Source organism: Rhodanobacter sp. FW102-FHT14D06, assembly GCF_043950705.1.
Classification (GTDB): Bacteria; Pseudomonadota; Gammaproteobacteria; order Xanthomonadales; family Rhodanobacteraceae; genus Rhodanobacter.
Genome location: NZ_CP170722.1, coordinates 2,763,327 through 2,785,328, shown reverse-complemented (window position 1 = coordinate 2,785,328; position 22,002 = coordinate 2,763,327). Strand labels below are relative to the sequence as shown.

At 62.6% G+C, this 22,002-nt stretch carries 21 protein-coding genes; 13 read left to right on the top strand and 8 right to left on the bottom strand.

All coding sequences use genetic code 11. The features are described from left to right. Positions 1-173 precede the first annotated feature (173 nt). The 13 genes from ACFCQI_RS12450 (at position 174) to ACFCQI_RS12390 (ending at position 13,105) form a co-directional block, all read left to right on the top strand. Complete coding sequence (locus ACFCQI_RS12450) at positions 174-422, top strand: hypothetical protein (RefSeq protein WP_395117140.1); 249 nt, start codon at positions 174-176, stop codon at positions 420-422. Further along, complete coding sequence (locus ACFCQI_RS12445; protein WP_395117138.1) at positions 419-745, top strand: type II toxin-antitoxin system HicB family antitoxin; 327 nt, start codon at positions 419-421, stop codon at positions 743-745. Before ACFCQI_RS12450 ends, ACFCQI_RS12445 begins: the two co-directional genes overlap by 4 nt. A 124-nt stretch (positions 746-869) precedes the next feature. Further along, on the top strand, positions 870-1,892 hold the full coding sequence (locus tag ACFCQI_RS12440; RefSeq protein WP_395117136.1) for a glycosyltransferase family 2 protein: 1,023 nt from the start codon (positions 870-872) through the stop codon (positions 1,890-1,892). Then, a complete protein-coding gene (locus ACFCQI_RS12435) occupies positions 1,882-2,616 on the top strand; it encodes a class I SAM-dependent methyltransferase (protein WP_395117134.1) in 735 nt (244 codons plus the stop codon). Before ACFCQI_RS12440 ends, ACFCQI_RS12435 begins: the two co-directional genes overlap by 11 nt. Next, complete coding sequence (locus ACFCQI_RS12430) at positions 2,606-3,007, top strand: GtrA family protein (RefSeq protein WP_395117132.1); 402 nt, start codon at positions 2,606-2,608, stop codon at positions 3,005-3,007. The genes ACFCQI_RS12435 and ACFCQI_RS12430 overlap by 11 nt, the downstream gene beginning before the upstream one ends. 90 nt (positions 3,008-3,097) lie before the next feature. Next, positions 3,098-4,471, top strand: a complete 1,374-nt coding sequence (locus ACFCQI_RS12425; protein WP_395117130.1) for a hypothetical protein — start codon at positions 3,098-3,100, stop codon at positions 4,469-4,471. A gap of 141 nt (positions 4,472-4,612) precedes the next feature. Continuing rightward, a complete protein-coding gene (locus ACFCQI_RS12420) occupies positions 4,613-5,050 on the top strand; it encodes a pilin (protein WP_395117128.1) in 438 nt (145 codons plus the stop codon). Between the two features lie 341 nt (positions 5,051-5,391). Beyond that, positions 5,392-5,835: a pilin gene (locus tag ACFCQI_RS12415; RefSeq protein ID WP_395117126.1), complete on the top strand. Its 444-nt coding sequence runs from the start codon at positions 5,392-5,394 to the stop codon at positions 5,833-5,835. A gap of 420 nt (positions 5,836-6,255) precedes the next feature. Beyond that, positions 6,256-8,019 carry a tetratricopeptide repeat protein gene (locus ACFCQI_RS12410; RefSeq protein ID WP_395117124.1) on the top strand — a complete coding sequence of 588 codons (1,764 nt, stop codon included), beginning with the start codon at positions 6,256-6,258 and terminating at the stop codon, positions 8,017-8,019. Further along, positions 8,016-10,013 carry a hypothetical protein gene (locus tag ACFCQI_RS12405; RefSeq protein WP_395117122.1) on the top strand — a complete coding sequence of 666 codons (1,998 nt, stop codon included), beginning with the start codon at positions 8,016-8,018 and terminating at the stop codon, positions 10,011-10,013. Before ACFCQI_RS12410 ends, ACFCQI_RS12405 begins: the two co-directional genes overlap by 4 nt. 35 nt (positions 10,014-10,048) lie before the next feature. Next, positions 10,049-11,170, top strand: coding sequence for a glycosyltransferase family 4 protein (locus ACFCQI_RS12400; protein WP_395117120.1), 1,122 nt, complete (start codon positions 10,049-10,051; stop codon positions 11,168-11,170). Then, a complete protein-coding gene (locus ACFCQI_RS12395; RefSeq protein WP_395117118.1) occupies positions 11,163-12,089 on the top strand; it encodes an NAD-dependent epimerase/dehydratase family protein in 927 nt (308 codons plus the stop codon). The genes ACFCQI_RS12400 and ACFCQI_RS12395 overlap by 8 nt, the downstream gene beginning before the upstream one ends. Then, on the top strand, positions 12,059-13,105 hold the full coding sequence (locus ACFCQI_RS12390; protein WP_395117116.1) for a glycosyltransferase family 2 protein: 1,047 nt from the start codon (positions 12,059-12,061) through the stop codon (positions 13,103-13,105). Before ACFCQI_RS12395 ends, ACFCQI_RS12390 begins: the two co-directional genes overlap by 31 nt. An 85-nt stretch (positions 13,106-13,190) precedes the next feature. On the opposite strand, the gene ACFCQI_RS12385 is transcribed toward ACFCQI_RS12390, so the two are convergent. The 8 genes from ACFCQI_RS12385 to ACFCQI_RS12350 are packed head-to-tail and all read right to left on the bottom strand — an operon-like array spanning position 13,191 to position 21,957. Continuing rightward, a complete protein-coding gene (locus ACFCQI_RS12385; protein WP_395117114.1) occupies positions 13,191-14,345 on the bottom strand; it encodes a glycoside hydrolase family 99-like domain-containing protein in 1,155 nt (384 codons plus the stop codon). After that, positions 14,345-15,598, bottom strand: coding sequence for a class I SAM-dependent methyltransferase (locus tag ACFCQI_RS12380; RefSeq protein WP_395117112.1), 1,254 nt, complete (start codon positions 15,596-15,598; stop codon positions 14,345-14,347). The genes ACFCQI_RS12385 and ACFCQI_RS12380 overlap by 1 nt, the downstream gene beginning before the upstream one ends. Continuing rightward, positions 15,595-16,554, bottom strand: a complete 960-nt coding sequence (locus tag ACFCQI_RS12375; protein ID WP_395117110.1) for a GDP-mannose 4,6-dehydratase — start codon at positions 16,552-16,554, stop codon at positions 15,595-15,597. Before ACFCQI_RS12375 ends, ACFCQI_RS12380 begins: the two co-directional genes overlap by 4 nt. Beyond that, positions 16,554-17,579 carry a glycosyltransferase family 2 protein gene (locus ACFCQI_RS12370; protein ID WP_395117109.1) on the bottom strand — a complete coding sequence of 342 codons (1,026 nt, stop codon included), beginning with the start codon at positions 17,577-17,579 and terminating at the stop codon, positions 16,554-16,556. The genes ACFCQI_RS12375 and ACFCQI_RS12370 overlap by 1 nt, the downstream gene beginning before the upstream one ends. Then, complete coding sequence (locus tag ACFCQI_RS12365; protein WP_395117107.1) at positions 17,579-18,430, bottom strand: hypothetical protein; 852 nt, start codon at positions 18,428-18,430, stop codon at positions 17,579-17,581. Before ACFCQI_RS12365 ends, ACFCQI_RS12370 begins: the two co-directional genes overlap by 1 nt. Positions 18,431-18,448: 18 nt before the next feature. Continuing rightward, positions 18,449-19,957, bottom strand: a complete 1,509-nt coding sequence (locus tag ACFCQI_RS12360) for a lipopolysaccharide biosynthesis protein (RefSeq protein WP_395117105.1) — start codon at positions 19,955-19,957, stop codon at positions 18,449-18,451. A gap of 4 nt (positions 19,958-19,961) precedes the next feature. After that, positions 19,962-21,056, bottom strand: coding sequence for a GDP-mannose 4,6-dehydratase (gmd, locus tag ACFCQI_RS12355; RefSeq protein ID WP_395117103.1), 1,095 nt, complete (start codon positions 21,054-21,056; stop codon positions 19,962-19,964). Between the two features lie 43 nt (positions 21,057-21,099). Beyond that, positions 21,100-21,957 (bottom strand): glycosyltransferase family 2 protein, encoded by an 858-nt coding sequence (locus ACFCQI_RS12350; protein ID WP_395117101.1) that lies wholly within the window; start codon positions 21,955-21,957, stop codon positions 21,100-21,102. Positions 21,958-22,002: the final 45 nt, after the last annotated feature.

Below are 22,002 nucleotides of genomic sequence, written 5' to 3'. Positions count from 1 at the left end.
GTGCGGCGAAACAGCCACGGTAAGGCGCTGCCTCGCAACAGGCAAGTCCGGCGCACCGGGGAGCGAAGTCAACGCGGCGACAGCATTCCCTCGAGCGTGTCCGGAATGACCGTGGCAACAACCATGCGCGGCGGCCTACTTGAACAGTATCATTATTGATACTACGTTTTCACATGGACAAGATCACGGATCTGATGGAACGGATGCGCCAGGCACCGAAAAGCGTGGCCTATACCGACCTCTGCAAGGTCTGCGATCACCATTTCGGAAAGGCGAGGCAGGAAGGCACAAGTCATCGCGTATACAAGACGCCTTGGCATGGCGATCCCCGCGTGAACATCCAGAAAGGTGACGCCGGGAAGGCCAAGCTGTACCAGGTACGGCAAGTGCTGCAAGCAATCAAGAAGCTGGAGGACAAATGATGGACGCTCGTCACTACACCTACCGCGTCATCTGGTCCCCGGAAGACGCCGAATACGTAGGCCTGTGCGCCGAATTCCCGAGCCTGTCATGGCTGCACGGCAACCAGGCGAAGGCACTGGCGGGCATCGTGCGCGTGGTCGGTGAGACCGTCAGCGACATGGAGGCCCATGGCGAAGCACCGCCGGAGCCGATGAGCGCCAAGTCCTACTCGGGCAAGTTCCAGGTGCGCATCCCGCCCGAACGCCACAAGGCGCTCGCCATGCAGGCAGCGGAGCAAGGCATCAGCCTCAACCGGTACGTCACGGACAAGCTTTGCGCGTGAGCAGAAACCTGTGCGTTCCCCTAGCCGGGCTGTGTGCACACCAACCCGGACAGCGTCGGGGGATAACCGGGGAACGACCACAGAGATGGCAGACTGCTAAAAAATCGCTCCTCTTGAGCGCTCCTTGGGGGCCAGTACGCTACCATCTGGCGACGCCGTGGGTTCCTGCCCGGCGCCGCAGGGTCGGGTGTCGGATATGCAAGCAAGCTCCGTCGTATCGCTGGTCGTGCCGTTCTACAACGAAGGCAAGGGTGTCGAGGTATTCCTCGAGGCCATCACCGCGACGCTTGCCGACATCGAGGCGACGACATTCGAGATCATCTGCGTCGAGGACGGCAGCAAGGACGACACGCTCACTCGACTGCTGACCGCAGCGCGCATTGACCCTCGCATCAAGGTCATCGAACTGTCGCGAAACTTCGGCAAGGAGGCAGCCCTGACCGCCGGCCTGGACGCCGCTACCGGCGACGCGGTGATTCCGATGGACGCCGACCTGCAGGACCCACCCGAACTGATCGCCCGAATGATCGAGAAGTGGCGCCTCGGCGCCGACGTGGTGCTGGCGCGACGCGTCGACCGCACCGGGGACTCACTCGTCAAGCGCGGCACCGCCAACCTGTTTTACAAGATCCACAATCACGTCTCGCACTTGGAAATACCCGCCAACGTGGGTGATTTTCGCCTGATGAATCGCGCATCGGTCGACGCATTGAAGCGCCTGCCCGAACGCCAGCGCTTCATGAAGGGCATGTTCGCGTGGATCGGCTTTCGCACGGAGGTGATCGACTACACGCGCCAGCCGCGAGCCACGGGCACCAGCAAGTTCACCGGTTGGAAGTTATGGAACTTCGCGTTGGAAGGATTCACCAGTTTCAGCACCGCACCGTTGCGCATCTGGACCTATATCGGCGCATGCAGCGCGTTGCTGACTTTTATCTACCTTGTTTTCATCGTCACCCGGACGCTGCTTTACGGCGTGGATGTACCCGGCTACGCATCCCTGCTGGTCGCCATCCTGTTCTTCGGCAGCCTGCAACTGCTCAGCGTCGGCATCCTGGGCGAGTACATCGGACGCATCTACACCGAATCGAAACAACGGCCGGTGTACGTGGTACGGCAGGTACACGGCGTCCACCATGAACCCTGAAGCCTATGCGGAGATGGCCGCGACGGAGTCCACGCACTGGTGGTTCCGAGGACGGCGCAGGATCATCGACCGCATCATCGAGACCCTGGCGCTGCCGCGCTCCGCACGCATCCTCGAAGTGGGTTCCGGCACCGGCGGCAATCTGCTCATGCTGTCCCGCCACGGCAGCGTGAGTGCTGTCGAGATGGATGACAACGCCAGAAAACTCGCGGCGGAAAAGGCCACAAGCCAGTTCACCTTGCGCGCCGGCAGTTGCCCGCACGCCATCCCTTTCCCGGGCGAGCAATTCGACCTCATCTGCCTGTTCGACGTGCTGGAGCACATCGACGAAGACGTAGAGACCCTTGCCGTGCTGCGGAACCACCTAGCGCCCGGCGGGCGCGTATTGATCACCGTGCCGGCATATCAATGGCTGTGGAGCGCGCACGATGTTTTCCTGCATCACAAACGGCGTTACACCGCCCGCGCCTTGCGCCGGGTCTTCACCGACAGCGGTCTGTCCATTGACCGGATCACCTACTTCAACATGCTGCTGCTGCCTCTGGCGGCACTGGTCCGACTGAAGGATCGAATCGCCTCACGGGAAAGATCGTCCGGAACCGGCGTTCCCGCCCAACCCGTGAATTCGATACTCTGCGCCATCTTTTCCTTTGAGCGACGCATGCTGACCCGCTTCAATCTTCCTGCAGGCGTTTCACTGATGGGCATTGCGCGTGCAAAGTGAGGTATGGCGTCGACTCCCGTGGCTAGGGCGGCTGCTGCGTTTCGGCGTCACCGGGTTGATCGCCACCGGCATCCACGTGCTGGTCGCGGTGACCCTGATCGCTCGGCTGCACACGCTTCCGTACATCGCCAACCCCATCGCATTTGTCACCGCTACGGCGTTCTCATACGCGATGAATACGATGTGGAGCTTCGCTAGCCGCATGGATCGTCGCACGCTGCGCCGCTACGTTTGCGTCGCCGTATTCGGTTGCCTCGCTACTACAGCCATCGCTGCGGCCGCCGAAATTGCAGGTCTGGATTACCGTTTAGGGATCGCGCTGGTAATTGCGCTGGTCACGCCGACAACGTTCGTGTTGCATAACGCTTGGACGTATCGATCAGCCAGATGACTTCTGTCGGATCTCGGCGCGACAGCCCGTACTACGCGTCACCGTGCATACTACGCGTTCCGCCGTAGCCCTGAAGCCAATATTTCCCACATGACCACAAGTGACGACGGAGAGATCAGACGCTGGCACGAATGGTTGGTTCTTCTCGCCATCTTCCTGTTTGCATTCGGGCTTCGCTGGTATTACGTCAGCCACGCGTTGGTCCTGGAGCCGGTGCGCGGTGACGCGACACAGTACTACGCATACGCGCTGAACCTGAGCAACCACGGTATCTTTTCGAAAGACCTTCCTGGCGCCACCGTCATCCATCCAGACAATTACCGTGACCCGGGCTATCCGGCGTTTCTCGCGCTGTGGATGAAAGCTCTGGGCGCCGGGGATGCTTGGTACGCTGCGGTTCTATTGAGTCAAGCGTTGCTTGGCGCACTCACTGTGGCTTTCGCTACCCAGTTGGGGCGGCACTGGCTACCACTTCCGTGGGCTGCTGCTGCGGGCGTGATGATGGCGCTTTGGCCACACAGCATCACGATCAATGGCTACCTGCTCAGTGAGACGGTTTTTGGATTTCTGGTTGTTCTCGGCATCCTCAGCGGCGCAGTGGCATTCCAACGAAGGAGCACACATCTAGCGGCGTTGGCCGGATTGATCTTCGGGGCAGCCGCTTTGACCAACGCGGTACTACTGCCCTTTGGCATGCTGCTGGCAGCTCTCCTTGCGTGGCGCGGGTTGAGCCCCCGAAAGCTATGCATTGCGTTGGCACTAGGGGCATGCGTTCTGCCATCCGCGTGGGCACTGCGAAACGCCATCGTTGTGGCACCGGTTACAGGCACTTCCTCAACGGACCGTGCTCTTCTCAATCTCGCCCAAGGCAGCAGGCTGGAGTTCCAGTCTGCATGGCGCGATTCCGTGCTCGGCGACGAAGAAGCGAAGGCCAGGGCCAAGGCCGTATTCCAGCATGTGGACGATGACTATGCACAACTTCGGAGCTCACCTCTGCACGGCGTAGAAGCCATGCTCAGGCGCTTTTCCCAGCACCCGTTGCAGTTTGCCCGGTGGTACCTGATCCAGAAGCCCGCGTTGTTGTGGGGTTGGAGTATTGAGATCGGACAAGGTGACATCTTCGTCTTTCCAACTAGGAATGCACCGTTTCAGACCCAGCCAATGTGGATTGCACTGGCGGCCATCTGCCACGCTGCAAACACGCTTTTGATGCTCCTTGCGCTCGCAGCCTTCCTGTTCGGCTGGCCTCAGCGGAATCGACTGGGGTCGAGGCCACCAACGACATGCCGAGTCGCACTGATCTCCACACTATCCCTTGTTGCATTTGTGACGCTCGTTTACTCAATGCTGCAAGCCGAGCCGCGCTATTCGATTCCGTTCCGTCCCTTCGAGATCCTCCTGGCGTTGACAACCCTCTATACGATCGCAGTGTGGTGGCAACAACGACGGACCGATCCCGGTTAATGCCTATCCGAGCCACTAGCCGTCAGTATCCCTGCAGGCTCTCGGCAGCCGTCGTCGTAAGAACGGTGAACTGGCGCACGTCCTGCTGGCAAAAATTGGTACAAATCGTGCCTGCCCCCCCTCATCCCAAGGGGGTCTCCCATGCAACGCCAGCACAAGTCTGCCGGTTTCACCTTGATCGAACTGATGATCGTGGTCGCGATCATCGCCATCCTTGCCGCCATAGCCATTCCGGCATACCAGGACTATCTGGTCCGTGCCCAAGTCACTGAAGGCCTGAGTCTGGCTTCTGGTGCGAAATCGGCCGTGTGGGATTACGTATCCAACAAGGGCGAGTATCCGCCGAACAACCAATCTGCCGGGCTGGCTCCAAAAAGCGATATACACGGCAGCTACGTGTCCAGCGTGGATGTGACTGACGGCGCGATTACTGTGGCGTTCCAAGGTGCCAAAGCCAACACGGCTATTCGCAGCGCAGTGCTCGTGCTGTCACCTACCACCGTGGGGGGCAGCATCCTGTGGACTTGCGCCCCCAGTACCGTCGACGGCAAGTACCTGCCCTCATCCTGCCGAAAGTAGATCGAAGGAAGAAGCATCCCCTCTACCTCACAAACTGACGCAACGCGTCACTAACTGACACGGCACGCCAACACCCAGGATGGCTACTTTGCCACAAACGGAATAACGAACTTCCAGTCGTACCAACGCTTGCGGCCATTCGTGACGAAAGGCACAATCCAAGAGCTCGCGATATGCGGGAATACACCAGCGGTACAAGTGGCATGCAACCTGCTTCACTTTTCCGCGAGCTTCCTGGTCGTTCCTGACCATTGAGTAAGGGGTCCGATCCTGCCTAGGGGGATCCAGGACTGGGGCTCAGGGGGCATCACCGGTTAGCTAACCAACACAGAGGAACCACCATGAAGAGCATGCAGAAAGGCTTTACCCTGATCGAGCTGATGATCGTGGTCGCGATTATCGCGATCCTCGCCGCCATAGCCATCCCGGCCTACCAAGACTACTTGGTTCGCTCGCAGGTTTCGGAAGCTTCGACCTTGGCCGACGGCTCCAAGACCGCAATCTCGGAGTTCTACTCCAACACCGGCACGTTCCCCAGCACCAATAAGTCTGCGGGCCTTGCTGCTGCCACCGACATCCGGGGCAAGTACGTGACCAGCGTCGATGCTGGCACGAACCCGGGCATCATCAAAGTGACCTTCGGCAATGCTGCGAACAAGGCGATCAACGGCAAGTTCTTCGGCCTGTCCGCCATCACCCACGCGGGCTCGATCGAGTGGAGCTGCAAGAACGCGACCTACACCACGGTCGACACGAAGTACCTGCCGACGTCGTGCCGTCAGTAACAGCATCGTTTCTGCGATGATCGGAAGGGCCGCCACGAGCGGCCCTTCTCTTGTCTGGAGGAACCAGCCATCTCCGCACGACCCTCACGTCTGCCGCTCGGGCTGCTCTCCTGCCTGCTCCTGCTGGTAGCGGTCCTTGTCTACCATCCAGGCCTCCACGGCTCCTTCCTGTTCGACGATTTCGGCAACCTTCCCGCGCTGGGTGCCACCGGTCCGGTCGACACCTGGCCCACGTTCTGGCGCTACATCACCTCCGGCAAGGCAGACCCGACTGGGCGGCCGCTGACCCTGCTGAGCTTTCTGCTGGATGCTCGCGACTGGCCGGCCGACCCCTACCCGTTCAAGCGCACCAACCTGGTCCTGCACCTGGTCAACGGCGTGCTGCTGGCACTACTGCTACGTCGGCTCGGACGCATGGCCATGAAGCGTGCGGGCGGCCATCGCAGCGACCTCGCCGCCGTCATCGGTGCCGGCATGTGGGTGCTGCATCCGCTGTTCGTCTCCACAACGCTGTACGTCGTGCAGCGCGAGGCGATGCTGCCGGCCACCTTCACTCTGCTCGGCCTGCTGGCCTGGCTGCATGGACGAACGGCCCTGGCGGGGGGCCAAACCTGGCGCGGCACCTTGTGGATCGCCCTCGGCTTGGGCGGTTGCACCGTGCTCGGCGTTCTGAGCAAGGCTAATGGCATCCTGCTGCCCGCGCTGGCGCTGGTGGTGGAGCATGTATTCCTGCGTTCTACTTCGCCGCGTTCGCAACCCGCATTTGCGAGCAAACAGCAGCGCGCGTATCGCCGCTGCATGGAGTTGTTCGGCTGGTTGCCCACTGCCCTCGTTACGGGCTATCTGCTGCATCAGGGCTGGATCGGCTTTACCCGCGGCGTTTCGTCAGTACGCCCGTGGACGCTTGGCCAGCGCCTGCTGAGCGAACCGCGCGTGTTGATGGATTACTTCGACCTGCTGTGGCTGCCGCGACCGTTCACGCCGGGCTTGTTCAACGATCAGGTCCAGGCATCGACCTCGTTGTGGTCGCCAGCGACCACGCTGCCCGCCCTGTTGGCCATCGTCGCCCTCATCGCGGGCGCATGGCTGTTGCGCCGGCGCTGGCCAGCCGCGGCGTTGGCGATCCTGTTCTATTTCGTGGGCCAGTCGCTTGAGTCCAGCACAGTGGCGCTGGAGCTGTTTTTCGAGCATCGCAACTATCTGCCGGCGCTGTTGATGTTTTGGCCGTTGGCACTCTGGCTGTGCAGCGTGCGGGCTGCGCCGGCCGCAGGGCGAATCGAGGGCGATTCCACTTTGCACGAGAATGACGAAGAGAAGGCAGTCATCCGGACCAGCCCAGCGAACCCCGCTCCTTTCGACCACAGGATCCAGTTCGCCAAGTGGGGGTTGGCTGCCGTGATCCTGGCGGGCTTGGGACTGATGACACACGCCCGCGCCAGCCTCTGGGGCAACAGCCACGACCAGGCATTGCTGTGGGCGCGGCTGAACCCGCAGTCCCCACGTGCGCAGGCCAATGCGGCACAATTGGAGATGAGCGCAGGCGAGCCCGTGCAAGCCATCCACCGCCTGCTCGAACCCCTCGCCAAGGCACCGGACCAGGTGCAACTGGCACTGAACCTGTTCGGCGCGCAATGCCTGCTTGGCCATGTGGACGCGCGAACGCTGGAGGCCTCGCGTCACGCGTTGCGCACGACCCGGGACCCGGGCACGCTGCTGGTCAACTGGTTCGAGCGCGCGATGGATCAGGCGGCGCACCCCTCCTGCCCGCAATTGACCTACGCCACGCTCGGCAGTCTGCTGCAGGCGGCGCTGGCCAACCCCCACCTCGCCGACAACCCGGGACGCCAGCAGGATCTCCACTACCTGCTTGGCCATCTGGCGCTCAGGCAGGGTGACGCAAACACCGCGCTGGCGGAGTTCAACCAGGCGCTGGACAAGCAGGTGCGTGTTTCCGCCGCACTGAAACAGGCTGCCCTGCTGGGCGCCAGCGGATTCCCTCGGCAGGGTCTGGCCCATCTCGACCATATGGCGATCGAGCCGGAGCAGGCGTACGAGACCGGCTTCGGCATGCCGCGCATCCATGCCTGGGTGTTGCGGCATCAACATTACTGGCCGAAGGAGCTGGCGCACCTGCGCGCTACACTGCGCGACGACGCCGCACACCAGTCCCACGCCACCGAATGAATCAAACGCCCGGGCACCCGTCCATCCTATCGAACAACCGCTCCGGCTGGTGGCTGCTGCTTGCCGCACTGATCGTGACCTTCGCGATCTATTGCCCGGGCCTTTCCGGCGGCTTCCTGTTCGATGACTACCCGAACATCGTCGACAACCATGGCGTGCAGCCTCCCGACGCCAGTTTTTCGTCACTGGTGGGCGCGGCGCTGTCTTCGCCGTCCAGCGAGTTCAAGCGCCCGCTGGCGTCGCTGAGTTTTGCGGCCAACTACCTGGTCAGCGGACTCGACCCCTACTGGATGAAGCTGACCAACCTGGTCATCCATCTGTTCAACGGCCTGCTGGTGTTCCTGCTGGCCCGCGCGTTGCTGCGGAGCATCCCGGCGGGAGCGATGGCAGCCACGGAGCGACGCGCGGGCATAGTCGCCGCGCTGATCACAGCCGGCTGGATGTTGCTGCCGATTAACCTCACCGGCGTGCTGTACGTGGTACAGCGCATGGAGAGCATGGCCAACCTGTTCGTGCTGCTCGGTCTGCTGGGATACGTCGCGGGTCGCCAGCGCATGCTTGGCGGACCGCTGGCAGATTCCGATTCGTACCTCGCCCTGTCAGCGGCCCGGGCCAGGCTGTCGCAGGAGATCCGAGGGTTCCTGCTTTGCGTGACCAGCATTGTGGCGTGCACGGGCGTGGGCGTGCTGGCCAAGGAAACCGCGGTGATGCTGCCGCTCTATGCCGTGCTGGTGGAGTGGCTGGTGTTCCGTTTCCGCGCGGCAAATGGCCGTCGCGACCTGCGCCTTGCCGGCCTGTTCGTGGTGGTGTTGCTGATTCCGATGCTGGTAGGGCTGGCCTGGCTGACGCCCGGCATCTTCAACCCCGCCGTGTGGGCGACACGGGATTTTTCGCTGCGCACCCGCCTGCTCAGCGAGGCGCGCATCGTGGTCGATTACATCCGCTGGACGCTGCTGCCCACGCCGGATGCGCTTTCGTTCTACCACGACGACTTCCGCATCTCGACCGGGCTGCTCGCGCCCTGGACAACGTTGGCCAGCATCGTGTTACTTGGCTTGCTGGTCGCCACGATGGTCTGGTTGCGCAAGCGCCTGCCGCTGGCAGCGTTGGGCATCGGGCTTTTTCTCGGCTGCCAATTGCTCACCGGCACGATCCTGCCACTGGAACTGATCTACGAGCACCGCAACTACTTCGCCAGCTTCGGCCTGCTGCTGGCCATCGTGCCCCTGCTGGCGGTTCCTCCCGCAACGACCATGGCGCTGCCGCGATATGCACTGCTGGCCGGAGCCCTGCTGTGCTGGGCCGGCCTGACCGCCCTCACTGCCCATGCATGGGGCAACCCCCTGCGGCTGGCCGAAGACCTTGCGTCCCGCGCGCCGCTGTCGCCGCGTGCCCAGTACGAACTGGGCCGCACCTACATCATCTATTCGCACTACGATCCCACCTCGCCATTCACCCAACTGGCCTATGCGCCGCTGGAAAGAGCTGCCGCGCTGCCCGAATCCTCCATCCTCCCGGAGCAAGCGCTGATCTTCATGAACTCGCGCATGAGCATCCCGATCAAGGACGCCTGGTGGGAAAGCCTGATCGCGAAACTGCGGTCCCACAAGCCCGGAGTGCAGGACGAAAGCTCGCTCGGAGCGCTTACCCAGTGCGCGCGCGAGCAGCGTTGCAACCTGTCGAAGCGGCGCATGGTCGAAGCCTACGTGGCCGCCCTGTCGCACCAGCCCCCCAGCGCCCGCCTCCTGTCCTCCTACGGTGACTATGCGTGGAACGTGCTTGACGACCACACGCTCGGACTGGAGTTAACCCGGGATGCCGTCAAGGCGGCGCCGGAAGAACCGGCTTACCGGATCACCCTGATCCGGATGTTGTCAGGCACCGGCAGCAACGGCGCGGCACGCGACGAACTGAAGCAACTGGAGTCGCTGAATTACGGAGGGCGACTCGACGCCACGCTGATGCAATTGCGCACCCTGCCCGGGTTGCAGTGATCGAAAGCCCGAACCCCAGGACCATTGTGGATCGCATGCGCGTACTCCTGCTCAGCACTTCCTATCCGCGCGATGCAGCCGACTGGCGTGGCGCCTTCGTTCTGCGGATGGTGGACGCGCTGGCGCGGTCGGACGGCATGCATCTGAGTGTCTGGGCACCGCCCGGCGAACTTCCGGCAACCGCAACCCAGGCCACGACGCCAGCGGAAAGCGCCTGGCTCGCCGCACTCATGTCAGCGGGCGGCATTTCGCACCTCATGCGCCAGGGCGGTCTGAACTCGCTGCTGGCGCCCTTGAAGCTGCTGCGCATGCTTGCTTCCGCCTATCGCCGGAATACGGACATCGATGTCTACCACGTGAACTGGCTGCAGTGCGCGCTGCCGCTTCCGGACAACGGCAAGCCGGCGCTAATCACGGCGCTGGGCAACGACCTCAAGCTGCTCCGTTTGCCTTTCGTGCGCCATTTTTTGCGTCGCGCCATGCGCCGTCGCCGGGTCGCCCTCTGTCCGAATGCGGAGTGGATGCAGGCGCCGCTTGAGGCGGCATTCGGCGACATCGCGGAAGTTATCCCGGTGTCGTTCGGGATCGAGGAGCGCTGGTACGCCATCCAGCGGCAGTCCGCCGGATCGCAGCCCCGGCGCTGGCTGGTGGTCACGCGTCTCACCGCCGACAAGCTGGGCCCGCTGTTCGAGTGGTCGCGGGGGTGTTTCGCCAACGGCGACCGTGAGCTGCATCTGTTCGGCCCCATGCAGGAAAATATCGCCATCCCCGACTGGGTGCATTACCACGGTGCCGCGTCACCCCATCAATTGGCATCCCAGTGGTTTCCGCAGGCATGCGGGCTCGTCACCCTGAGTCGCCACGCAGAAGGTCGCCCGCAGGTCATGCTCGAGGCGATGGCTGCCGGCCTGCCTATCATCGCGTCCGACATGCCTGCGCACGCCGCCCTTGTCGAATCGGGAAAAACCGGCATTCTGTGCAGCTCGGCCGAAGCCTATCGCCAGGCCCTGGAGCAACTGGAAGAGGACACCACCAACCAGCGCTTCGGTGAAGCCGCCAGGCAACGGGCGGCGAACAGGTTCGGCACCTGGGACGACTGTGCCAGACGCTACACCACGATCTACCGCAGATTGCTTGAGGGATCCGTCGATGGATGACCAAGTGTTGGTGGTAGGCGCCGGAGGGTTCGTCGGGCAACACCTGATCCGGGCGCTGTCTTCCCGCGGCAACAAGGTCATCGCCGTCAGTCGCAGGCCCTTCGGTCATGACGTGGCCGGCGTTGAGTCAGTGGTTGGCGCGGCGACCGACCCGCAGCCGTTCGCCGAGTTGCTGGATCGATGCCACACCGTGGTCTACCTGGCTTCCAACTCCACACCCGGCACCTCGAGCGGGCGGCCTCTCGACGAAGTGCGGGGCAACCTGTTGCCGCTAGCCGCGCTGCTTCAGGCGCTGCAGGCAAACCCCTGCGTGAAACTGCTTTACCTGTCCTCGGGTGGCAGCTTGTACGCGGCAAGCTCGGCCGATCCATCGACGGAAGCCTCGCCTGTGCAGCCGCGTTCCTACCACGGCGCCGCCAAGGTGGCCGCCGAATGCCTCATCACCGCGTGGTGCCATCAGTACGAGGGCCAGGCCATCCTGCTGCGGCCTTCCAACATCTACGGCCCCGGTCAGCTCGAACGGCCGGGCTTCGGCATCGTGCCGGCCTGCTTCGGCAAGCTGATGCGCGGCGAAACCCTTCCGGTCTGGGGTGACGGTTCGATCGTGCGCGATTACCTGTACATCGACGACTTCGTTGCCCTGTGCACGGCGATACTTTCTTCACCGATGCCCGCTGGCGCGCAGGTATTGAACGCCTCCAGCGGTACCGGCGTCAGCCTGAACGAACTCTTCCACACCATCGAAAAGGTGACCGGCACACCGCTGCTGCGTAGCCATGAACTGGATCGACCCGTGGATGCGCGGCAGATCGTGATGGATTCCACCATGGCGCGAGATCGTTACGGCTGGGTGCCTGCGACCTCACTTGAAGAAGGCCTGCGAAAGACATGGGACTGGTTCAACCGTACCCGGCACTGAACCGTCCGGCGGCCCCGGTCTGTTCGGTCTGCATCGCAAACTACAACGGGGCGGCGATCCTGGACGAATGCATCGCTTCCGTGCTCGCCCAGCGCATCGACGGCGACGTCGAAATCATCGTGCACGACGATGCATCGACCGACGGCTCGATAGCCCTGTTGCGAGAGCGCTATCCGCAGGTCGAGCTGCTGGCCAGCCGGGAGAATGTCGGCTTCTGCGCGGGCAACAACCGCATGGCCAACCACGCCCGCGGCGAATACATCCTGCTGCTCAACAATGACGCCGCGCTGTACCCGGGAGCGCTGGAGACTCTGGTCGGTGCGGCGCGCGCTTCCGGTCGCCCCGGCATCCTCACCTTGCCCCAGTACGACTGGGAAAGCGGCAAGCTGGTCGATCGCGGCTGCCTGCTGGATCCATTCTGCAATCCGATCCCCAACCTGGACCCGAAGCGGCACCAGGTCGCCTACGTCATCGGCGCCTGCATGTTCCTGCCTCGCTGCGTCTGGAACGAACTGGGCGGGTTGCCGGAATGGTTCGAATCCATCGCAGAGGACATGTATCTGTGCGGCCTCGCCAGGTTGCGGGGACTTCCCGTCACGGCGCTGACCACCAGCGGCTACCGCCACCGCCAGGGTGCGACGTTTGGTGGAAACCGCGCCGAAGAGGGATTACGCACCTCGATCCGGCGGCGTCGACTGAGCGAACGCAACAAGACCCGCACCATGATGATCCTGACCCCGGGCCTCACCATGTGGCCGCTGCTGTTCGCCCATCTGGCGGCCCTGACAATCGAAGGTCTCGTGCTGTCGATCCTGCGCCGTGACCTGACCTTGTGGCGCGAAATTTACCTGCCCGCGCTCACCGAACCATTTCGCGAATGGGCGACGCTGCGCGCGCGACGCAGCGAGGTGCAGGGCGGGCGCGCCATATCTGCGACAGCATGGTTCTCCGTGGTTCGCTGGCAGTTGCGCAAGGTGGCCATGCTGGCGCGCTACGGCATACCCAAGGTCCGATGACCGGAATCAGCTACGCCCCCTGAGCTGGCGTCGCGGACTCGTTTGGGAGGGCAGTAAAGATGTCATCGTCTCAACGCGACGAAGGCTAGCGGCTCCCCAAGGCCTCGGCCGTCGCGTCCAGGAAGGCAAGCCCGTGCCGGCGATCCGGTTCGAGATGGCAGCCTTCAGCCCACTCGTTCCAGGCATTGATGAACACGAGGCGCTGCTCGGCGCTGCGCGATCCCACGCGGTTGACGGCGTCCTCCAGCCAGCGCCTGTACTGACCGGCGTCGTGATTCTCGATGATTGTCGCGGACGTCCGGCGTGCCGAATTGTCCCAACTCGGAAATACAACGGGGTAAGTCGTGTCGTCGAGCGCGCTGCCGACCATGCTCCGGTCGACATAGGAGGCGTAGTCGACCACGGTATTGATGTTGCGTTGCCCAAGCCGCGCGTTGTTGCGCAAGGCGTCGTACCAGCGCGCGGGAAGCGCATGCCGCAGAAAGGAGACCGCCCGGCCGGCCGGATTCCTTGGCGTGGGAAAATGGCTACGGTTCGGCTCGAACTGCACCACGCCGTCGAAACCGAGCGCGCACAGGCCCGCCGCGTCGCGCGTCGAGAAGCCTGTTTGTACGGCACAGAAACAAGGCTCGATGCCGATCCGCCGGAGTGACTCGGTGCGCCACTGCGCTAGCAGGCGAGTCGCATCCGGCAGCTTCTCGGGCATGTAGAACAGAAAGAGCGGGCGACCGTCGACGCGCAGATAGCGCGAATCCTGAAACACGCCGCACAGCCACGCAATGTGTGCAGCGTCGTCCGCATCGTCATAGGTCTGCTGCACGAGCAGGTCATGCTCGCGCCCGCTCCATGCGCGCGACCAGCTCTCGTTCGCCCAGCACAGGCAGAACGGAAAGTCCGGCGCACCCGATCCGAGGACCTCGTCGAGCGGCCGGTTCAACAGGCGCTTTCCCTTGAACCAATAGTGGTAATAGCAGAACGCCTCGATACCGGCCGCACGGGCCAGGTCCGCCTGTTGCTGCCGCGTTTCGGGGACGCGCAGGTCGTAGAAGCCGAGGTCAGCCGGCAGGTGCGGCTGGCCGTGCCCCTTGAAGCGCGGTGTGCCGGCCACGACGTTCGTCCATTCCGTGAACCCCCTGCCCCACCACTCGTCGTTTTCCGGAGTCGGATGGAACTGCGGAAGGTAGAAGGCGATCGCGCGGGCGCGCGGCGCGGGCTTTTCCGTGGGCTGCGTCCGCAACATCAGGCGGGCTCGCTCCCGGCACGCACGACCTGCAGCTCCGGCAACGGGAACACCAGGGTGCGTCCGGCGTAGCGGGGATTGGCGAGAAAGTGGGACCGGAAATGCCACGGCAGCACCAGGTGGTAGTCGTGGTCGTGGGCGAGCACGTCGGTCTCGGGGCGGATCGGCAGGAAGGTTCCGGGCGTCAACGTGCCGAACTTGTCGGGGTTCACTTCGCCCACCTCGGCGACGTCGTCGGTCGTGATGCCGCAATACTGCAGCAGCACGTTGCCCTTGGTGGAAGCGCCCAGCGCGGCGACGGTCTTCCCTTGCGCCCTGGCCTCTGCGAGAAACGCGCGCAGGCCCGAACGCGACTGTGACGTGCGTCGGGCGAAGTCCTCGAACGGCGCAAGCGTGTCCAGCCCGCGGGCACGTTCCTCGGCGAGCACGCGCGCCACCTCGGGGCTTTGGGGCATGCCCGAAGTCGATTTGGCCGCGGTCACCGAGAAGCTGCCGCCGTTCACGTCGTTGAATTCGACGTCGATGATGGTGAAGCCGACACGATCGGCCATCCATTTCACCTGCTTCAACGCGTAGTACTCCAGGTGCTCGTGGCAAACCGTGTCGTAGGACAGCGCATCCAGCATCGCAGGCATGTAACTCTGCTCGAACACCCATATGCCATCGTCGGCCAGCACGCCATGTACATCGCGCATGAAGGCGATGGGCGATTCGAGGTCGTAGAACATCGAGAACGAGGTCAGCACCCGCACCTGTTTGCCGGGGCGAACCTCGCGCAGCTTGGCGGCGGTGAAAAAATCCGCGCACAGGTCGACATGCGCCTTGTAGTACTGCCGGAACTTCGCGGCGGTGGGGTCGATACCAAGCAGGTCGGCGCCGATCGACTCCGGGTACGCCCCGAGCGTGGTGCCATCGTTGGAACCCACATCGACCACCAGATCGCCCGGACGCAGCGACACGAGTTCGCAGATACGAGCCACCTTTGCGCCCAGGTGGCGCACCATGCTCGCGTTGAGGCCCGAGCGGTATCCGTAGTTGTCGCCGTACATCTCGCCAAGATCATAGGAATGCGCGAGTTGCAGCAGGCCGCAACCGTCGTCAGCCATGCACTTGACCAGTTGCAACGGCCCACGGGTTACCTGCGCGTCCCGCGTGTGCGGAAACACGCCGGTCAACATCTGCTCGCCGAGATCGAGTACCGGCTCAAGGCGAGTGCTGTCGCACACGCGGCAGCGGTGAATCGGTTGGGTCATGACACCGAGTCCTTGTTAGCAAGCGACGCGATCGAAGCGTCGACCATCAGTCGCACGAGCGTGCCGAAATCCGTCGATGGACACCACCCCAGAATTTGCTTGGCCTTGGTAGCGTCGCCCACGACCTGGCCACGGCGATCCGGACGCACGTCAGCTTCGTTCTCTCTTACCCAGTCGCGATAGTCGAGGCCAGCATGCGCGAACGCAAGCTCGCAGAACTCCCGCACGGAATGCAGCTGCCCGGTGGCCACCACATAGTCGTCAGGCTCGCCGTGAGCGAGCATCAAACGCAGTGCACGGACATAGTCGGGCGCGTACCCCCAGTCGCGCTGCGCCTCGAGGTCGCCCAACTTGAGTTCGTCCACGAGGCCGGCGCGGATGCGAGCTACAGCATCCACGATTTTACGTGTCACGAAGGCCCGTCCGCGCAGGGGACTCTCGTGGTTGTAGAGAATCGCCGAACACGCGAACACTCCGTGCCGCATGCGATACGCCCCTACGACCGTATGCGCAAAGAGCTTTGCAGCACCATAGGGGCTGCATGGCCGAAAGGGCGTCGATTCATTCTGTGGCGACGAGACGGGGTCGCCGAACATCTCGCTACTCGAAGCCTGACAGAACCGGATGGACGCGTCGGCGTCGAGAATGGCGCTCAACATTCGCGCAACCGCCATGCCGTTGAGCTCGCCGATCGCTACCGGGTCGTCGTACATGCCGGCACCGGACGAGAGCGCCGCAAGGTTGTAGAACTCGCCCGGCCGAAATTTGTGCAACAACGCCGTGAGTGCGCCGATATCAGTGAAATCCCACTCCGCATATTCGACACCGCCGAGCATCACGCCCGGCGCCCGCCCTGTGCGCAGCAGCCCGATGACGCGATGCCCGCCATCCAGCAAGTCTGCCGCCAGATAGCTGCCATCCTGCCCGGTAATGCCAGTAATGAAAGCCGTGCTCATCAAAAACCGACCGAGCGTGCCACTGCACGCGAAACGAAGGATGCATGGGGACTGCGCGCCAAGTCATAGATGTTCATGCGCGCGTGGCGTGCAAGTATCCCGCAATAAAGGCTGGACAGCGCATTGGCCAAACCCGGAGGTATCACCGCGATGGCGCGGGAGAGCAGCCGCTTGTTCCGGGGCATGGAGTGTTTGGCCAAGAAGCGGTCGTACTCGTCCCGCGCATAGCCACCGATGCTGCGATAGAGCCAGAGCTTGCGCAGTTGCCGCCAGGGTTCAGGCGCAGATATCCGGGCCTTTGCCTGTGCAGATACGCTGTCGAAGGACCATACCAGAGATGGCCACTTAAACATCCAGATCTCGAAGCCGCGCGGAGTCCACATTGCGTTACCGTAGCGGATCGTGATCAACGGCTCCGCAATGACATGCGTGATCGGCGTTTGCGACTGGAAGATCACTCCGACGTGGATGAACAGCGAGCCGTAATAGGCAACACGGTCGCGTGCGTTCCAGAAGCGTCGACTGATGACCACGCAGCCGATGAAACTCAGCGCGTGTGCCGTGTCGACGAGCAGGCGATCGGCATCCTGCGGCGCGTACTCAGAACTCGCGCCAGTGGCAACCAGCGTACGTCGCAACGTGCCCCCAAAGTCGACGGTACGTACTTCCGTGTTGACAACCACGAGTTCGACGTCGCCCTCCAGCGCCGCCATCACGCGGTCAACGGCGCCAGGTTTCAGCAGGTCGTCGTCCGTCATCAACCAGCAATAGTCGCCGCGGGCATGCGACACGGCGATGTCGTAGTCCCGGTCAACGCCCGAGTTCAGCGGTAGGCAGATGTAACGCACGCGGAGGTCGGCCGCTACGTATCGGGACATGACCTCGGCCGTGTTGTCCCTCGACGCACCATCGACAACGAGCAACTCGGTGTCATCGCGCAACTGGGCGACAATCGTGTCCAGCGTTTCGCCGATGAACGCGGCGCGATTCAGGGTCGCGATACAGATGGATAGCCGCGGATGCATCACACCTGCTCAAACGGCTGGCTCGCCATCAATGCGAACTGGCCGGTATGGTCACGGCCATAGGCCCGCAGCTGGTAACGGTTCTCGATGAACCCCTGCCGCGACTGCAAGCCCGCCATGAACGCGTCATCCAGTTGCTGCGCGTCCACGAAAAAGGCGTTGACGCCGTTGGAATCGATGCTGACAAAGCGATAGCCACGTTTGTCGAAGAACGCCTTCCAGCCGGTCAATGACACGCCGTAGTACAACTGCGAAGGATGCGCTGTCGAGCGCCTGAAGTCATCGCGGTACCTCGAAGCGACACTGCGCTCCGGTCCATACGCCGAGTTGTACTCCACCGACACGATCTTCGGGCGGAAGTCGCGTGCGAACAATGCATTCGCTATGTGCCAGTCGTTGCCGTCGATATCGAGCGAGAACACGTCGGGATCGCGGAACGCAACCTTGCCCAGGATCGCGTCCACCGTCCCCAGCGTGACGAACATGGACACGAACTGGCTGCCGATGCTGTAGCGTCCAATATTGCGGCGCGCGCGCGCGGACTGTCGCGGGTCGCCTTCGATCATCAGACCTTCGTAGCCTGCCGTGGTCAGCAGCCAGCTACTGTTGTTTTCTGTTCCCTCGGCAGCACCGATCTCGACGATATAGCGGTTCGCTCGTTTCAACTGGGTACGCAGCACATCAATGATGCCGTCTTCGCCGTTCTGGCTGAAACCCGAGAATTCCCACGTCGCCGGGTACTGCAGATCGACCCGCCGGGCTGCGCGCGACGCGGCTCCTTTCGCCAGAGCGATCGCAATGCGTTGGCGATCCTTGTGGTCTATCAAGTATTCGATGGCCTTGCTCAGCATTCCCTCTCCCGCTACTTACTAGTTTGCCGGCGCTGCGCGACCGAATGCCATGGCCACCAAACGCTTGAATTCACTTGGCGAGAAGCTGCCTGCGACGCTCATTGCGATGCCTGCCAGCGCCGCTATGCCGCCAATCCCAAGGGCTGCCCATGGCCCGACGGCGAGCATGCGGCATATCCATGCACCAAGCAATGCCGGAACGAGCGTCGCAAGTACCGGAATGCACACGTTGCGCAACAGCCATGACACGCCCGCGAAAGCCGCGACCCTTCGGCCAGTAAGCCATGTTCCTACTACCGCGTAGAGCATGTTGGTCGCGGCCCAACCTAGCGCTCCACCAAGAATCCCAAAACGCGTGGCCAACAAGAGAACCGTAGGGATTATGGTGACCAGCAGACCGAGTGCGATGGCGAACGCCAGCTTGGGTTGACCTGAAGCGAGCTGGAGGCTGTACGGAAAGTACATAACGCCATTGAGGGCCGAACCGACAGCCAGCCACGCGGCAACGGGGGCGATTTCTGCCGCAATGCGGGGATCGCCCAGCCACAACGTTACGAGCGGACCCGTCTGAAATACCACACCGAACGCGAGCGCAAACAAAGCCGTAGCGAACAGCTTCGCTGCCGAGTCGTAGAGATATTCAAGCGCCAACATATCGCCGCGCGCGATGAGCGCAGAAAACTTCGGGTAAAGCGTGTTGAACGCCGGCATCGTGAGGATCTGCAGGCCACTTACGAGCAACGCAGCCAACATGTAGTGTGCAAATGACTCGAGCGAAACCAACCGGCTCAACACAATCTTGTCGAACTGGGAGACCAACAAACCGGCGATGGCTACGCCGCCCATCCACGCCGAGAAGTTCCATACTCGTCTGAAGTCGCCAAAATCATACGGCGCATCGCATTCACCCACCGCCCGCCGAGCAAGCACGCGCAGCACGATCACCTGCAATAAGCCAAAGATTGCCTGCACGACAAAGAATGCCTGGATGCTTCGGACGCTCCACGCAAGGACCGCGATGGTAACGATCGCGGCACAGATATTGACGGCCATGCTCGTTGCTGCCGACCGCGCAAGCCGATGCGCACCTATTAATCCACCATGGTAAAGGCTGATCGGCCAACGACAGGCGAGATTGACCCCCATTAACGTCACGGCTTGCGTGACGGTTGTCGTCGGCAGCGCCTCCGCTTGTAGCCAGTGTGTACTGATCCATGGCGAGACAAACGCGACGATCACCGCGATCATGACCGCCATACCCGTGTACACGATTCCCAGGGTACGCAGCAGTGAAGCCGAACGACGCTGCTGCCCCGTCTCCGCGCCGTGCGCGATTTCGCGACTGACAGTCGGCGCCAGTCCGAGATCGAGCACTTGAAATACTGTCTGCAGCGTCGCGTAAAACCCGATGAGGCCATACGCCTCCATGCCGAGGAATCGCAGATAGAACGGCAGCGCGATCAGGTTGATCAGCACCACGACGACCGAGTTGGCCATCGCCACCGCCATGTTCCGCGCCAGTTGCATGCGGTTACTCGTTGAAGTCGTCGGCGTGGTAACCGTGCTGTCGGATCAACGCATCGCGCTCCGCGTCACGCAGGTCGGCTTGGGCCATTTCGCGCACAAGCTCATCGAAGCCGATCTTCGGCTCCCAGCCCAGCTCACGCTTTGCCTTGCTGGCGTCACCCAGCAGTGTGTCGACCTCGGCGGGGCGGAAATAGCGCGGGTCAACGGCAACGATAACCCGCCCTTTTTCATCGATACCCTGCTCGTCCAGCCCGGTACCCCGCCATGTGAGTCCGATCCCCATTTCCCGCGCGACCGCGATCACGAACTCGCGAACGCTGCGTTGATGTCCTGAGGCGATCACGTAATCGTCGGGTTGGTCGCGCTGCAGGATCATCCATTGCGCCACGACATAGTCGCGCGCGTGCCCCCAATCCCGCTTCGCATCCAGGTTTCCCAGGTACAGGCACGACTGCAGACCCAGCCTGATGCGCGCCAGACCGCGAGTGACTTTGCGCGTCACGAAGTTCTCGCCACGAACCGGAGACTCGTGGTTGAACAGGATGCCGTTGCTCGCATGGATGCCGTACGCGACACGGTAGTTGACCGTGATCCAGTACGCGTAGAGCTTCGCCACGGCGTACGGGGATCGCGGGTGAAATGGCGTGGTTTCCCGTTGCGGGGTCTCCTGGACCAGCCCGTACATTTCCGAGGTCGATGCCTGGTAGAACCGGGTTCGTCCCTGCATCCCGAGGATGCGAATGGCCTCGAGCAGCCGTAGCGTGCCAAGCGCATTCGTGTCGGCGGTGTATTCAGGCTGCTCGAACGAGACGGCTACGTGGCTTTGCGCGGCCAGATTGTAGACCTCGTCCGGCTGCACCTGCTGCATGATCCGTATGAGGCTGGAGGTGTCCGTGACATCCCCGTGGTGCAGGAAAAAGCGCACCCCGGGGTCATGCGGGTCGCGATACAGGTGATCGATGCGCTTTGTATTGAAAGAGGACGCACGACGCTTGATCCCATGAACCTCGTACCCGCGATCGAGCAGAAACTCGGCCAGATACGCACCGTCTTGCCCAGTGACGCCTGTGATCAACGCGCGCTTTGTTGCAGATGCCATTGACGTATAACCCTTGCTCAGTAGAACAATGCCAGCCGCACGCTCAGCTTTGATCTTGTCGGTAAATCAGCCCCGTGATCTGTTCGGATATGAGCCCGATCAAAAACACGATCACGCAGGCGCTCCACATCAACATGCTGCCGTTGGTGAGCCGGCCGTAATGGCTGTAGGTCCACGCGTAATTCGCGCAGCCCAGCAGGAAAAAAACCGCACTTGCGGGGAGGAACAACTTCAACGGCGAATACAGCGTGGCGATCTTGAAGATGATCAGCAGGAAACGGATGCCATCCTTGAGCGGCCGGATGTGGCTCTTGCCGACTCGCTGGGCAGCCGTGATCGGGACGTAGGCGACCGCGTAGGCGCTGCGGAAGAACGCCATGGTGCTGGTGGTGGGGTAGCTGAAGCCGTTGGGCAGCAGGTGCAGGAATTCGCGGAACTTGTCGGCGCGCACGGCGCGGAAGCCGGAGGTGAGGTCGAGCACGGGGTGGCCGGTCATCTTGGTGGCGAGCCAGTTGTACACGGTGTTGGCGATGCCCCGACCGACACCGGCCTGGCTGCTCCAGTCGCGGGCGCCCACCACCATGTCGTAGCCGCGGTCGAGCTGGTCGAGCAAACGCGCGACATCGGCCGGATCATGCTGACCGTCGCCGTCCATGAACACCAGGATGTCGCCGGTGGCGGCGCGGGTGCCACGCTTGATCGCCGCGCCATTGCCCATCGAGTACGGCGAAGACAGGCACTGCACGCCGTTGTTTTCGCAGATGTTGCGGGTGTCGTCGGTGGAGCCGTCGTCGACCACGATGATCTCGGCCGCCGGATGCGCCGCGCGCAGTTGCGGCAGCAATGCCGCAAGCGCGGGCGCCTCGTTCTTGGCAGGCAGGATGATGCTGAGCTGGTTCAAGATCGGGCTCCCCGGTAAAGGGGGATCATAGCGTGAAGGTTGGCC